Source organism: Aureimonas ureilytica DSM 18598 = NBRC 106430, from assembly GCF_000382705.1.
Classification (GTDB): domain Bacteria; phylum Pseudomonadota; class Alphaproteobacteria; order Rhizobiales; family Rhizobiaceae; genus Aureimonas; species Aureimonas ureilytica.
On sequence record NZ_ARQE01000003.1, the window covers coordinates 78,196 to 91,359 of the forward strand.

A 13,164-nucleotide genomic window follows, 5' to 3' on the forward strand; every position below is an offset into this window, starting at 1 on the left:
GCTCCGCCTGGAGCGCTCACTTCGTCTCGAACCGATCGCCGCGCGCGAAGGCGCCGCGAAGCGCGATGGCCGCCAGAAGCGCGGAGAGAATCGCGTTCCATCCCGCCAGCGACAGGCCGAGAATGCGCAAGGCCGCCTCCGTGCAGGAGGGCGGGCGCAGCGCGTCCAGCGATTGCAGAAGATCGCCCGACAGATCGATCCCGCCGACCGCCCCGCAATCCGCCGGCCCCGGCCAGAAGCCCCATTCGACGCCGGCATGATAGAGGCCGAGCCCCGTGCTCCAGAGCATCAGCAAGCCCACGATGAGCAAGGCCGAGCGAACCAGGACGGGCGAGGCCCGCAGGCGCGCGAGGACGAAGGCGGCGAGCGCCACGGGAATGCCGATGTAATGGGGCGTTCGCTGTTCGAGGCAGAGCGCGCAGGGAATATAGCCGCCGACATGCTGGAACAGGAGCGCCCCGCCCACGGTCGCGGCCATGCCGAGCCCGGCCAGCGCGGCGCTGAGGCTCTGGCGAAAGCCGGTCGGCCGGCGAAGGGAAAAAGTCGCGTCGCTGCCCATGGTTCGCCTCGCTCCTGCCGGGCCCTCGCCCGGTCGCGGGCCTTCATAAGCCGTGGACGGCCGGCCCGCAATTCGCGCGCGCTCCGCCCCTCCCGCCCGTCGGCTTTTGCGCTCCGTCAATGCAAAGGAGTGTGGCAAAGCTTGCGCGGATGCGCTATAGGCTCAAGAGCCGGCCCGGCGCGTGTTCGCTCCGGTGCCCACGGCCTTCGTGCGGGCGTGGTGGAATTGGTAGACGCGCCGGACTCAAAATCCGGTTCCGAAAGGAGTGTCGGTTCGACCCCGACCGCCCGCACCACCTGGTTTTCCCAGCGTTTCCGTCTCCCGCTCCAACGCCTTGTCCGCGCCGCCCCGCGCTATTGACGAGCGGCATGGGTGCTCTCCTCCAGACAGCACGGCTCGAGCACGGCAGAACCGGCTCGCCGGTTGTCGCCCCCCGCCGGAAGGAACCGCGAAAAGGGTCAGGCCCGCCGACGCAGGAAGTCACTGAGGGCGGACAGCTCCTCGGGCCGCACCTCGTGGCCGCCCTCGTGGAGATGCAGCGTCACCGCCGCGCCCTGCGCTTCGAGATAGGCGACGAAGCGTTCCGTCTGCGGCAGCGGACAGATCGGGTCGCGCCGCCCGGCCGTCACCAGAATCGCGCGCCCCGCAAGACCGGGGCTCGGCGCGGGCGCCCAAGGGATCAGCGGGTGCATCAGGACGAGGCGGTCGAACAGGTCGGGCTCCGCCATCGCCACCGAGGCCAGGATATTGGCGCCGTTGGAATAGCCGAGGCCATAGGCGGGAGCGCCCTCCTGCGCGGCGCGGTGCGCGCGCACGAAGCCGGCCATCCTTTGGGTGCGCAGGGCGAGGTCGTCCATGTCGTAGACGCCCTCCCCGGTTCGCCGGAAGAAGCGGTTCGCGCCGCGCTCGTTCACATCGCCGCGCGGCGACACGATGCCGGCCTCCGGCAGGATGTCGCCAAGCAGCCCGACGAACTGCCGCTCGTCGCCGCCCGTGCCGTGAAAGGCGAAGACGAGGGGCGCGCCGGGCGCCGGGGCCTTCGCGATATGGGGATAGTCGTTCAAAGCCATGGGTTCGGTTCCCTCGCGAGCGGCCGGGGCATCTCTGCCCCGGCGCCACCCTCAATCCACGATCGGCGTCAGGATCTGTTCGATCCGGCCGCGAAGATGGGCGTGCTGGCTCGGCAGCTTCAGCGCTTGACCGAGATGCGCGGTGTCCTCGTCCCGGTCGAAGCCGGGCTCGTTGGTGGCGATCTCGAACAGGACGCCGCCGGGCGTGCGGAAATAGATCGCCCAGAAATAGTCGCGGTCGATCACCGGCGTCACCTGATGGCCCGTGGCCATGAGGGCCTTGCGCACTTCGAGCTGCGCGGCGCGATCCTCCACCGCGAAGGCGACGTGATGCACCGAGCCCGCGCCCTGCCGGGCCTGCGCGGCGCCGGGAAGGGTTTCGAGATCGACCACATCGGCGCCGTTGCCGTTCGGGATCGCAAGGCGCGTCAGGTTGCCCCGGCGGTCCACCTCCTGATAGCCCATGAACTTCATCAATTCGGCCGTCGCGCCTTCGTCGCGCAGCCGCATGGTGACGCCGCGAAAGCCATGGATGCCCTCGCTCGCCGGCACCGGCCCGCCCGCATAGGGGGCGCGCGCGTCGCCGTCGATTTCCGCCAGAGCGAAACCGTCGCCGTCCGGCCCGTGGAAGCGCAGGCGCTTCTCGCCGAACATCTCATGCTCTTCGAGACCGGCGACGCCCTCGCGCTGGAAGCGCTCCTTCCAGTAGCCGAGCGTGCCGCGCGGCACGGAGAAGACCGTCTCGGCCACTTCGCCGACGCCCGGCTTGCCCTTCACAATATGCGGGAAGGGGAAATAGGTCATGACCGAGCCGGGCGTGCCGATCTCGTCGCCATAATAAAGGTGGTAGACGCTCGGCTCGTCGAAATTCACCGTCTTCTTCACGCGGCGAAGGCCCAGCCGCTTGGTGAAGAAGTCGTTGTTCTCCTGGGCGTTCGCCGCCATCGAGGTCGTGTGGTGGAGACCCCTGATTTGCGTGATCATCGGCTTGTCCTCCGGCCGTGTCTCTTGTCGAGAGGAAAGCTAGCGATTGCGGCCATGCCAGTGAATGCGCATAATCCGGCATTGATCATTGCAACGGGCGCAACAATAGACGCATGGGCGAGCTTGAGGCGATCCGGGTGTTTCTGGCGGTGGCGGAGCAGTCGAGCTTCGTCGGCGCGGCGCGCCAGCTCGGGCTGACGCCGGCGTCCGTCACGCGCACCGTCGCGGGCCTGGAGGAGCGGCTCGGCGTTCAGCTTCTGGTGCGCACCACGCGGCAGGTCTCGCTGACCTCGGCGGGCGCGGTCTATGCCGCCCGCGTCGCGTCGCTGGCGGACGGGCTCGCCCGCGCGGCGGAGGAAACGCGCGAGGCGCAGGGCATTTCCTCCGGCACGATCCGGATCAGCGCGCCGGTCTCGCTCGGGCTCAAGATCCTGCCGGGCGTCCTGTCGCAATTTGCGACCCTCTATCCGGCAACGCGCGTCGCGCTGAACCTGTCGGACAGTTTCGTGGACATCCTCCAGGAGGACTACGATCTCGCCATTCGCATTTCCGGGCCACCGAACGACAAGTCCACGATCTGGCGCAAGATCTGCCTCGTGCCGCGCGTCCTCGTCGCCTCACCCGCCTATTGCGTCGCCAAGGGCACGCCCGCGACGCCGGACGATCTCCCGGCGCATTCCTGCCTCGGCTATCAGGCCGACGCGCGCGAGGAAATCTGGGACCTCGCGAGCGGCACGAGCCGCCGCAGCCACAAGGCGCTCGGCCAGTTCGGCGCCAACAATGGCGACATTCTCGCCCGCCTCGCCCTGCAAGGCGAAGGCATCGCGCTTCTGCCGCGCTTCATTGTGGAGGAGGATTTGCGGGAGGGACGGCTGGTCGGCGTCCTTCCCGACTGGTCGGCGCCCGACATCTGGCTGACGCTCTACTACCCGCCCTATGAGCGCCTGCCTCTGCGCGTCGCGACCTTCTCGAACTTCTTCGAAGCCCATGTGAAGGAAGACAATCCGCTCTGACTTCGGGTTCAGACAGGCGGCCGGCCGCAGGACACGGCCGGCCGCGTTGAAGGAGCGGCGCGTCAGACCACCGTGCCGAGCGTGTCGTCGGCCGCCTCGTCCGGGTCTTCGCCGGAGGGCGCCGGATCGGCGTCGCGCGTCAGGCCGGCACCGCCCTCGGTCTTCTCGGGCTGCACGGCGGGTACGCCCTCGCCGGCATCCTCCGAGGAGGGATCGAGCGGCTGGCGGCCGATATCCCCGATCCCGCCGCCGGTGGACGCATCGTCGAGCTCAGGCTTTCTCGTGTCGGACATGGGTCCTCTCCTTCTCTCCATTCGAGAAGGAAGCGCGCGGGCCGCCGGCCTGTTCCCGTCCAAATCCGCGCAGCGCCGTGAGGCGGCCCATGCCCACGCCAAGGTTCGGGCAAGCGAGCGGGCGGCATGTCCCCGCCCCGACCACCGGCATCGCCTCGGGGCGTGCCGCACCGACCACCGGCATCACCCTCGGGCGTGCCGCACCGACCACCGGCATCGCCCTGGGGCGTGCCACACCGACCTATGGAGAGTTCCGCCATGTCGCGCCGCCTGTCCCTCGCTCTCCTGCTCGCGGCGCTCGCGCTCGGCATCGGATACTACAGCTATCGCTGGTTCACGCCCGACAGCGCGGAGGACCTTGCCCGCGTCGGCCAGTGCGAGCGCTATCGCGAGGCGATGAAACGCCTCGAGGCGGGGCTGGAAAGCGAAATCCAGGCCGATCCGAACGAGATCCAGATGGTTCTGGACGAGTGCCAGCGTCAGGGGCACTGACGCCCCCGATCGGAAAGGCGAGGCGGCGGGCGGCCGGGCCGCCCCCGTTTCCGCGAGCCTATTCCGCCGCCGAGCGGAACCCTTCGACGCCGCGATGATCCGGGTTCAGCGCGGCGAGCGCCGCCTTGGCGGCTTCGCCGGGATGCTCGGTGTCGATATAGACCGCACGCCCGTCCAGCGCCTTGTTGACGAGGATGATCGTGTCGAGAACCTCGGTGAAGGTGGCGCGCTTGTCCTCCGGGCCGGCGATCAGGACCTGAAGCCCGAGGTCGCGGAAGAAGCGCAGGAGCGCCTGCGTGTTCGGCACGTCGAGCTTGTTGAAGGCCTCGTCGAACAGCGCGAGACCCATGCCGACCGGCCGGCCGGCGATATGGCCGGGGAAATAGGCGAGCGCCAGCGACGCGGCGATGGCGACGTAGAAGGGCACCTGCGCCTCGCCGCCCGAGCCTTTCAGCGCGCGCGAAGAGAGCGTCGTGCGCCCGCCATTGGCGTCCGTCATCACGATCTCGAACGTGTAATATTGGCGATAGTCGGCGAGCTGGGCGGCGTCCTCGCCGCCTTCGATCATCGCCTCCACCTCGTCCATCGAGGTCTCGAAGACCTCGTCGGTCAGCTCGCCCTCCGCCGCCTTCAGCGCCAGCTCGTGCATGCGCTGGAACTTGCCGTTCACCGCGAAGGTGAAGGCATAGGTCTGGCCGGTGAAGCGATGGCGCTTCAGGAGGCGATTGATGCCCTCCAGGCGATAGGTGACCTTGCCGAGCTTGTCGGACAGGCGAGTCAGCAAGTCCTCGCGCAGGATGCGGCGCATTTCCTCGCCGGCCTTGGCGCAGGATTCGCGGTAGCCCCGCAGCTCGTTGTTTTCCAGCCGCTCGACTTCCGCGAAGACGAAGCGGCAGCCGGCCGCCATGCCGTCCGCGTCGATCGGTGGCACGGAGACGCGCCAGGTCGCGGCATATTCGGCGAGATCGCGCAGCGCCGACAATTGCTCGCGCCGCGCCGTGGCGGAGGCGTCTTCCGTCGCGGCGCGCGCCAGGTTGCGCTGGTTCGCCAGCCAGGACAGGGCGTCGGCGCGCGAGGCCTCGCCCGCGCGCCACTCGGCCCGAAGCGTCGCGCAGACGGCCGGCGCACCCTGCCCGCCCCCGTCGCGATCGATCGGCAGGAGCGCGCGGTTCGGCTCGGCGTCGAGCAGAGCCCAGGCGCGGCGGCGCTGGGTGACGGCGGCGCGAAGCTGGGTCAGCGCCATGTCGGCCTTCGCGCGCGCGCTCGCCACGATCTGCTGCAGCGACTGAACGCGCGGCTCGACCTCCTCGCGCAGCTCGGCGGCATGGGCGTCGCGCTCGGTCCTGATGTCGGCGAGTTCCGCCCGCAGGCCCTTGGCGTCGCTTTCCTCCACCAGAGCGCGGTCGCGCGACAGGGTTTCGCGCCGCCGCAGCGCGCCGCCCAGACGGTGTTCCAGATCGAACGGGCCGGGCTCGGCGCGCAGCGTGTCGAGAAGCGGCCCGAGCAGGCGGCCGGCGTCGCGCACGGTGCGTAGCCGGTCGCGCGCTTCGGTGAGCCGCGCGCGCAGCGTGATCGCCTCGGATTTCAGGTCGGAGAGATCGCCCCCGCCACCGCCCCGGCCGAACAGAAGCTCGCGCAGGTCGCGCTGCACCGAAAGCCCCATGCCCGAGGAGGTCTTGCCGTTGCGCATGACGCCGCGATCGAGCCGGTCGAGCTCGGCATCGGTTTCGGCCTTGCGGAAGGCGCCGATGCGAACCGCGAGAAAGGCCCTGGCGTGCTCGTCCGCCGTGCGCAGCGCTTCCACGATGCTGCCGGAGGCCACGTTGGCATGGGTGGAGCGGGTGGCCGAGGTCTTCACCAGCGTGCAGCCGGAATAGGTGTTGCGGTCGCTCCACATGAGATCGAAGGCGCGCTGCAACAGCGGCGGCTGGACGATGATCGCCTCGCGCCCGCGCCCGAGCAGCGCCTCGGCGGCATATTGCCAGGACGGGTCGGCGACTTCCACGACGTCGCAGAGCGGCACGGCGGGAATGCCGTCGCTCTGGAGCGCGGTCAGGAGCTTGGTCGCCTCGCGCGACAGAAGCGCCCCCTGGGGCCGCTGCAAGCCGGCCTCGACGCGCTCCAGCCGCTCCTGCAGCCGGCGCGTCTCGTCGAGAAGGGCGTCGGCCTTCTCGTCCAGTTCGTGCTGCCAGCTTTCGGCGCGCGTCGCTTCCTCGATCAACGCCTGCAAACGCTCGCCGCGCCCGCGCAGCGCCTCGCCGGGGGGAAGCTCGGCCGGCACGAGGGCGAGCGCCTGGCGCGCGGCGTCGGCGGCGCGGCCATCCGAGGGCTTCAGGGCGTCGTTCAACCGGACGAGATGCGTCAGCGCCTCGCGCAGCCGCGCCCAGGTCTTTTCGGCCTCGGCGAGATCGCGGGCGGCGAGCTTGGCCTCGGCATCGATCTGGCGCAGCTGCGCTTCGCCGCCGGCCGCGCCGAGCAGCGCTTCCTTGGAGCGGATTTCCTCGTCCCAGCCCCGGATCCATTCGCGTCGGCTTTCCAGAACGCCGCGCTCGAGCTTCAGCTCGCCCTCGCGCGCCTGGAGCACGGCGCGCGTCGCCTTCAGCTCGTGCGCCAGACGCCGCGCTTCGAGCGCCGCCGCGCGCCAGCGCTGCCGGTCGGCCGCAAGCCGCGCGCCGGCCCAGAGGCGGAAGCGCTCGGCGATGCGCGCGGCGTGCTTGTGGCGCGCCTCCACATCGGCGATCAAGCGCTCCAGCTCGCGCCAGGTCGCGATGGACGTGCGCACGCGCTCGACATCGAGCGGATCGGGCTCCAGCACGAAATCGCGCACGAAGAGCGTCGGATCGAAGATCGGCTTGAAGGCGAGCGCGTTGGAGAAGGCGCGCAGGAAATGCTTGGGGTTGGGCACGGTCGCGCCGTTGCGCATGAGGCCCAGCATATGCGCGGTGAACTTCTCGGCGGAGTTGCGGAACTCCTCCATGCCGGGATGCTCGGCCCGGAGCGACGCGGCGATCTCGCTCCAGGGTGCCACCGTCGTCACGCCCTTGGCGCGCCGGCGCACATGCGCCACCGAAAAGGCGTGTCCCGGAATGACGAAGCGCGAGAGTACCTCTTCGCGCGAGTCGCCATGGCGGGCCGAGAGGGCGACGCCGACCGTGATCGGCTCTTCGGTGTAGTAGTTGCGGAAGGTGAGCGCGAGGATCGTCTCGCAGGAGGCGCGCAAGGGCTTGCCGTCCTCGGCCGGATCGCCCGTCATGCCCAGGCAATATTCGAGGACGCTGCGCGAGGAGCGCCCGGACGCGCTGGCATTGAGGTTCAGGCGGTTCTGGTTGACGCCGGTGATGACGGACTGGATCGCGTCCTGGATCGAGGACTTGCCGGCGCCCGTCGGGCCGATCAGCGCCGCCTCGCCCCGGATCTCGATGTCCTTGGCGTCGATCAGGTACCAGTTGATGAGGGAGATGCGCGACAGGCTATACATGATCTTCGCTCTCCTTTCCGCTCTCGTCCGTTGCTTCGCCGCCCTCGGACGCCATCGCCTCCGCCGTCTCGTCCGTTGCCTCGCCTTCGCCGTCCGTCGCGGCGTCGGGCGCCCCGCCCGGCGGCTCCACGGCCCAGAGCAGGAGGTCGCGCACATAGCTGTCGGGCACGAGAATGGCGATTCCGGGAAGGATCGACAGGGTCGAGACGCGCCGGGTGCGATCCCGCTCGCCGAGCCGCAGCGCGCCGTGGCGGGCGAACATGCGCAGGATGTCGAGAAGCCGGGTTTCCTCAGGGGGCGGCGTCTGCGTCACCGCGACGAGCCGGTCGACCAGATCGTCCGTGGTCGTGTCCACCACCCCGCCATCGCCCACTTCATGGGCGCGCAGCGCTTCCTCCCACAGGAGGCGGAGCGCCAGAAGGGTAAGCGTCTCGTCCTTGCGCAGGCGCTCGAACACGCCGTCATAGCGCGCCTCGTCGGCCGGCACGGACAGCGCCACCATCTGGTCGCGCGGCGAGATCACGAGCCGATAGCCGAGCGAGCCGAAATAGCGCTCGAAAAAGGTCGGATAGGCGCGCACCATGTCATAGGTGCGCCCGACGCCCGGCGTGTGGGAATAGACGCATTGCCGTGTGATCATCACCTGCAGCGCGCGCGTCAGTTCCTCGCCGGTCGGGCGACGGCCGGCAATGTGCCCGCCGGCCCATTCGCCGTCCACGATGTCGCGGAATTCGTCGATCTCACGCTGCATTCTGGCTCGCCTCCCCCGTGTCCGCCGGTTCGCGGCGGCGGATCAGGAAATCCTGGCAGGAAATCCAGTCATTGGCGCAGCGCTCCGTCAGAAGCACGATCTCGTAGCGCTTGGCCAGCGCGCCGTTGAAGATGGAGGGAATTTCGCGCAGCCGCTGAAAGGCGACGAAATCGTCGACGCTGCCGATCGGCATGTCGCGCCCGCGCATCTCGCCCCGCTCGGCTAGAGCGCCTTCGAGATAGGTCGTCAGGCGCTCGGGCGTCACGCGCGTGCGCCGGACATATTCCTCCTTCGCCCGGGCGTAGCGAAGGGCGGCGGGGTCGGGCGCGCGGTCGGTCAGGACGGTGCGGGTGATCGCCGGCTTCTCGCGGCGGGGCGCGGGGATATGCACCGGGCCGAGCGGCAGGATGCGCGGCAGAAGCGCGGCGGAGACCGGAATCTCGTCGCTTTTTGCCGCCGCGACGGCCTTCATCGCATCCACCAGCCCGACCTCGGAGCGGTGCTGGATGCGGTCCATGTAGCGCGCGGTGTTGGCGATGCGGCGCTCGATGCGCGCCACGGTCGCGTCGATGCCGGCGAGATGCTCCTCCGCCGCCTCGAACACGGCCGAGACGATGCCGAGCTCCTCGCGCACGCGCGCTTCGCCGCTCGCCGCGTCGAGCGCCCGGCCCTCGCGCGCATAGGCGGCGCCGAGCGCGGCGACGAGCTCGGCGCTCTCGCCCATGACGCTCGCCTGCCGGATGATGCCGCCCCGGAAGCGGAACGGGTTGTCGCGCGTGTGCAGCGTCTTGAAGTCGCGGATGAGGTGGCGTTCCACGAAGCTTTCGAAGAAATGGCGGAACACCTCGCGCAGCGAGGGCTGGCGCAGGATGCGCTCCTCGGCCTGTCGCAGCGAGACCGAGACCGTGCGCATATGGGTCATGAACTCGTTCGCCCCGCGAAGGGCGTTGCGCAGGTTCTCGGAGCGCTCGGCCGGGTCGCTCGCGGCGCTTTCCAGCGCGCTGAGGACGCCGAGCACCGCGCCGCCATAGCTCAGCGTGTCGCCCCGCTCGATATCGGCGAGAAGATGCAGGAGGCCGCTGGCTTCCGGGTCGAGATCGACGAGCTTCAGATAGCGCTCGCGATATTCCACGAGCCAGCCGGTTTCCACGAGGCGCTCATAGGCCGTGCGGGCGCGCTCCTCGGCCTTGGTGTTCGGCCCCTCGTCCTCGAGTCTGGCGTCTTCCGGCGCGCGTCGCGCCAGAAACGCGTCGATCTCGGCGATCACGTCGGCCCGGCGCGGCACCGCGCCCGACAGGGTGAAGGTGCGGTGGTGCAGATGCAGAAGCAGGTCGGCGTAAAGCCGGCGCGACGACGACGCCAAGGGCTTGAACAGATCGGGCGGCAGGACGTCGAAAAGCGGCATTCGAACCTTGGGGTGGGATATCACCGCGTTCGGCCGGGCTCGGGCGGTGCGGCCTTCATACCAGACATGACGCCGCGATCAACCGGCGCGGCGGAAGGCGGCAGGGGCCAGGAAGCAAATTCCCTCGCCCAAACAGGGGCTTCGCACCGATCGGGCGTCGCAGTTCACAGCCCGCCCGCGCGCCCGCGCGCCCCCGCCGGCCGACAGTCGCGCGAGCCGGCGCCGGGTTCGCCGGCATCCCACAAAGGCCCGCGCGTCCCCGATTAACGCAATGCTTACCATAACTTCGAGTTACAATTTACCGCAAAACCTTCCCGCTCTAAGCTCAAGCAGCAACTCCTGGTCGAAGCTTTGGGATCTTCTCATGACGCGTGTTTCGCGACACGGCTCTTGGCGCGCGCTTGCGCGCCGCCTCGCCTCGTTCGCCCGCTGCCGGTCGGGCAGCAATGCCGTCGAGTTCGCGATCCTGGCCCCTCTTCTGTGCCTGATCCTGCTCGGCACGCTCTATATCGGCCTTTATCTCGGCGTCGCCCATTCGCTGGCGCAGATCGCGGCCGACGTCTCGCGCTATGCGATGGTCGGCGACAGCACGGACACACGGCGCGAGCTGGCCCAGTCCTGGCTCCGCACGACGGGGCGGGACTACCCGCTGATCGACCCCGAGCGCCTGACCATCGTGGTGGACGAGAAGGCCGATCTCCTGCGCGTGTCGGTGCGCTACGACATGTCCTATCTGCCGATGCCCGACCTCCTTCGCCATTCCGCCCAGGTGCCGACGTCGCTCGTGCGCACGGCCGCGGTGCTCATCCCATGACGCGCCCCGGCCTCTGGACACGGTTTTCGCGCGAGCGCTCGGGCAGCATCGCCCTCACCTTCGCGCTCGCGCTGCCGGTGATGATCGGCGCGACGGCCTTCGCCACCGATCTCGGCCATGTCTATGTGCAGCGCCGCGCCCTGCAGGGCACGACCGACGTCGCCGCGCTCGCCGCCGCCGGCCAGCCCTCCAAGGCGAACGAGATCGTGCGCCGGGTTCTCGACGAGAACGGCTTCCCCGACGCGCGTTTCACGCTCGCCTTCGGCGCCTACCGGCCGGACGCCTCGGGCGCGCGCCATTTCAAGGCCGAGGCCGGCGGGCAGACCGTGCGGGTGGAAGCGGCGCGGAGCGTCGAGCTTCGCTTCGCGACCATATTCGGTCGGAGCGAGCAGACCGTCGGCGCGCAGGCCGACGCGTCGCGAACGCCGGTCGTCTCGCTCTCGGCCGGCAGCCGCCTCGCCTCGGTGGACCCTCCGCTCGTCAACGGGCTCCTGAAACCGCTGCTGGGCGTCTCGATCGACCTCAAGCTGGCCGACTACACCACGCTCGTGAGCACTCGGCTGCCCCTGAAATCGCTCCTCTCGGGCCTCGCGCAGACGCTCGGCGAGCCCCCCGTCGAAGCGCTTCTGGGCGATATCCTGTCGCGCCCGATACAACTATCTGTCTTTCTGGATCTTCTCTCGCGTCAGGTCGATGCCGAAGGGCTGAAACCTGCGGGCGCGACGCTGCGCAAGCTGGCGCAGCAGACGAGGCTCTCTCCCGCCATGATCACGCTCGGGCAGGCCCTGGCGCTCGATCCCGCGCTCGCGAAGGTCAGCATCGGGCAGGTCTCGGCGCGCCTGGCCTCGTCCGTCTCGGTGCTCGGCCTCGTCAACTCGGTCCTGAACCAGGATCGGGTCGGCGTCATCGTGGAAACCGGCGTCAGCGTGGCAGGTCTGGCCGGAACGCAGGTCGCCCTGATGCTCGGGGAGCCCGCTCAAGGCGGCCGCAGCCTCTCGATCGCGGAGGGCCTGCCCCGGGTCGCCACGGATCAGCTCCGCTTGCGTATCGAGACGGGCCTTCTCAGTTCGCTCCTGTCCGTGATCGGGGGCAAGCTCGAAATTCCGTTGGAAGCCGTCGTCGCGGGGGGCGTGGCTGAGGTCGTCTCGGTGACCTGCTCCGATCGGCAGTGGGAACGCGAGGTGACGGTCGCGATCCATCCGGGGCTTGCCCGCCTGTCGCTCGGCGCCTTCGGCAAACCGCTTCCCCAGTCCAATGTTCACGACCGCCTGGGACCCGCCGTCATGGCCCGGCTTCTCGGGCTGCCGATTCTGGAAGGGTCGGCGAATGTCGCGGTCGCGGGGAGCGTGAAGACCGTGACCTTTCGCGGCAACGAGATCGGCAACGGCACGATCAAGAGTGGCGAAACCAAGTCCATCCTGACCGGGCTTCTGGCCACGGTGCTCGGGGAAACCAAGCTCAAGGTGCTCGGCTTGCCGATCGGCCTGGATCTGAAACTCGTCGAGAATCTGCTCAGGAACGTCGTCGCGCCGCCGGTCGACGACCTTCTCAACGCCGTCCTCGCCGTGGCCGGCGTCAAGCTGGGAGAGATGGATGTCAGGGTGGACGATCTCGTCTGCGGGCAGGCGCGGATCGTCGGGTGAGGCCCGCCCCCCCCCGCCGCGAGCGAGGGCAACGCCGAGCCCCGCCCTTCTCAGGCGTCGTCGGCCGTGGGCGAGGCGTCGAGATAGGGCCGGTGCTCCAAGGCCCGCAGGAGCGCTTCCAGATGCTGACGCAGCCCGACATCGGGAATGCGCTCCAGCACCGCCTGCATGGACGGATCGCTCTCGGCCTCCGCGCTGGAGCCGCCGACGCCCGGCAGGCCGTGGAAGAAATAGGACGGATCGATCCCGAAATAGGCGGCCAGCCGGTACAGCGCGCTGGCCGACACGCGGTTGTCTCCCGACTCGTATTTGCGAATCTGCTGGTAGGTGACACCGAGCCCTTCGCCAACCGCCTGAAGGGACAGGTTCTTCTCCATACGCAGCATTCGCAGGCGCGAGCCGATATGCAGGTCCACGGGATCAACGGTCACAGGATCTTCTTTTCACGAACGCGGATACGCAGCTTCCGCCCATGAGCTACATCAACCGGGAGGGCCTATGCAACGCACGAACACTTAAGAATTGTTCACAAAAGACGCCATCGTTGCTGCGAGAACTCAACTTTTACGACCACAGGTTGACGGTTTCCGCAGTAATATTACGCCTTCATTATCATCCCCTCCGACGAGCTCCTTGTCTGCCAAGCCGAAGTTCCCACTTTC

General features: G+C 69.1%; 12 protein-coding genes and 1 tRNA gene. 5 read left to right on the forward strand and 8 right to left on the reverse strand.

Annotation, left to right across the window (positions count from 1 at the left end; translation table 11 throughout):
• Positions 1-16: 16 nt before the first annotated feature.
• Positions 17-559, reverse strand: coding sequence for a disulfide bond formation protein B (locus B146_RS0107655; RefSeq protein ID WP_019995840.1), 543 nt, complete (start codon positions 557-559; stop codon positions 17-19).
• Positions 560-769: 210 nt separating this feature from the next.
• On the opposite strand from B146_RS0107655, the gene B146_RS0107660 reads away from it, so the two are divergent.
• A tRNA-Leu gene (locus B146_RS0107660) sits at positions 770-854 on the forward strand.
• Positions 855-1,017: 163 nt separating this feature from the next.
• On the opposite strand, the gene B146_RS0107665 is transcribed toward B146_RS0107660, so the two are convergent.
• The gene (locus B146_RS0107665; protein ID WP_019995841.1) at positions 1,018-1,629 is read right to left on the reverse strand and encodes an alpha/beta hydrolase; all 612 of its coding nucleotides are present in this window, start codon (positions 1,627-1,629) and stop codon (positions 1,018-1,020) included.
• 51 nt (positions 1,630-1,680) lie between these two features.
• Positions 1,681-2,613 (reverse strand): ring-cleaving dioxygenase, encoded by a 933-nt coding sequence (locus B146_RS0107670; protein ID WP_019995842.1) that lies wholly within the window; start codon positions 2,611-2,613, stop codon positions 1,681-1,683.
• Between the two features lie 113 nt (positions 2,614-2,726).
• On the opposite strand from B146_RS0107670, the gene B146_RS0107675 reads away from it, so the two are divergent.
• Positions 2,727-3,626 (forward strand): LysR family transcriptional regulator, encoded by a 900-nt coding sequence (locus B146_RS0107675; protein WP_019995843.1) that lies wholly within the window; start codon positions 2,727-2,729, stop codon positions 3,624-3,626.
• Positions 3,627-3,688: 62 nt separating this feature from the next.
• Here the strand turns inward: B146_RS0107675 and B146_RS27630 are convergent, their stop codons facing one another.
• Complete coding sequence (locus B146_RS27630; RefSeq protein ID WP_019995844.1) at positions 3,689-3,919, reverse strand: hypothetical protein; 231 nt, start codon at positions 3,917-3,919, stop codon at positions 3,689-3,691.
• A gap of 258 nt (positions 3,920-4,177) precedes the next feature.
• On the opposite strand from B146_RS27630, the gene B146_RS0107690 reads away from it, so the two are divergent.
• On the forward strand, positions 4,178-4,411 hold the full coding sequence (locus B146_RS0107690; RefSeq protein WP_019995845.1) for a hypothetical protein: 234 nt from the start codon (positions 4,178-4,180) through the stop codon (positions 4,409-4,411).
• A gap of 58 nt (positions 4,412-4,469) precedes the next feature.
• On the opposite strand, the gene B146_RS0107695 is transcribed toward B146_RS0107690, so the two are convergent.
• The 3 genes from B146_RS0107695 to B146_RS0107705 are packed head-to-tail and all read right to left on the reverse strand — an operon-like array spanning position 4,470 to position 10,045.
• The gene (locus B146_RS0107695) at positions 4,470-7,889 is read right to left on the reverse strand and encodes an SbcC/MukB-like Walker B domain-containing protein (RefSeq protein WP_019995846.1); all 3,420 of its coding nucleotides are present in this window, start codon (positions 7,887-7,889) and stop codon (positions 4,470-4,472) included.
• Entirely contained in the window at positions 7,882-8,640 is a 759-nt protein-coding gene (locus tag B146_RS0107700; RefSeq protein ID WP_019995847.1) for a DUF4194 domain-containing protein, read from the reverse strand. The genes B146_RS0107695 and B146_RS0107700 overlap by 8 nt, the downstream gene beginning before the upstream one ends.
• On the reverse strand, positions 8,630-10,045 hold the full coding sequence (locus B146_RS0107705; RefSeq protein WP_019995848.1) for a Wadjet anti-phage system protein JetA family protein: 1,416 nt from the start codon (positions 10,043-10,045) through the stop codon (positions 8,630-8,632). Before B146_RS0107705 ends, B146_RS0107700 begins: the two co-directional genes overlap by 11 nt.
• A 364-nt stretch (positions 10,046-10,409) precedes the next feature.
• Here B146_RS0107705 and B146_RS25345 point away from each other — a divergent pair, with 364 nt between their 5' ends.
• Together B146_RS25345 and B146_RS0107715 are read left to right on the forward strand one after the other, a co-directional pair.
• The gene (locus B146_RS25345) at positions 10,410-10,859 is read left to right on the forward strand and encodes a TadE/TadG family type IV pilus assembly protein (RefSeq protein ID WP_019995849.1); all 450 of its coding nucleotides are present in this window, start codon (positions 10,410-10,412) and stop codon (positions 10,857-10,859) included.
• Positions 10,856-12,502, forward strand: a complete 1,647-nt coding sequence (locus tag B146_RS0107715; protein ID WP_019995850.1) for a pilus assembly protein TadG-related protein — start codon at positions 10,856-10,858, stop codon at positions 12,500-12,502. The genes B146_RS25345 and B146_RS0107715 overlap by 4 nt, the downstream gene beginning before the upstream one ends.
• Positions 12,503-12,552: 50 nt before the next feature.
• On the opposite strand, the gene B146_RS25350 is transcribed toward B146_RS0107715, so the two are convergent.
• A complete protein-coding gene (locus tag B146_RS25350) occupies positions 12,553-12,933 on the reverse strand; it encodes a helix-turn-helix domain-containing protein (protein ID WP_019995851.1) in 381 nt (126 codons plus the stop codon).
• Between the last annotated feature and the right edge of the window lie 231 nt (positions 12,934-13,164).

Coding starts and splice junctions, on each gene's coding strand:
- B146_RS0107655 (WP_019995840.1), bottom strand. CDS start 559: ATGGGCAGCGACGCGACTTTTTCCCTTCGCCGGCCGACCGGCTTTCGC.
- B146_RS0107665 (WP_019995841.1), bottom strand. CDS start 1,629: ATGGCTTTGAACGACTATCCCCATATCGCGAAGGCCCCGGCGCCCGGC.
- B146_RS0107670 (WP_019995842.1), bottom strand. CDS start 2,613: ATGATCACGCAAATCAGGGGTCTCCACCACACGACCTCGATGGCGGCG.
- B146_RS0107675 (WP_019995843.1), top strand. CDS start 2,727: ATGGGCGAGCTTGAGGCGATCCGGGTGTTTCTGGCGGTGGCGGAGCAG.
- B146_RS27630 (WP_019995844.1), bottom strand. CDS start 3,919: ATGTCCGACACGAGAAAGCCTGAGCTCGACGATGCGTCCACCGGCGGC.
- B146_RS0107690 (WP_019995845.1), top strand. CDS start 4,178: ATGTCGCGCCGCCTGTCCCTCGCTCTCCTGCTCGCGGCGCTCGCGCTC.
- B146_RS0107695 (WP_019995846.1), bottom strand. CDS start 7,889: ATGTATAGCCTGTCGCGCATCTCCCTCATCAACTGGTACCTGATCGAC.
- B146_RS0107700 (WP_019995847.1), bottom strand. CDS start 8,640: ATGCAGCGTGAGATCGACGAATTCCGCGACATCGTGGACGGCGAATGG.
- B146_RS0107705 (WP_019995848.1), bottom strand. CDS start 10,045: ATGCCGCTTTTCGACGTCCTGCCGCCCGATCTGTTCAAGCCCTTGGCG.
- B146_RS25345 (WP_019995849.1), top strand. CDS start 10,410: ATGACGCGTGTTTCGCGACACGGCTCTTGGCGCGCGCTTGCGCGCCGC.
- B146_RS0107715 (WP_019995850.1), top strand. CDS start 10,856: ATGACGCGCCCCGGCCTCTGGACACGGTTTTCGCGCGAGCGCTCGGGC.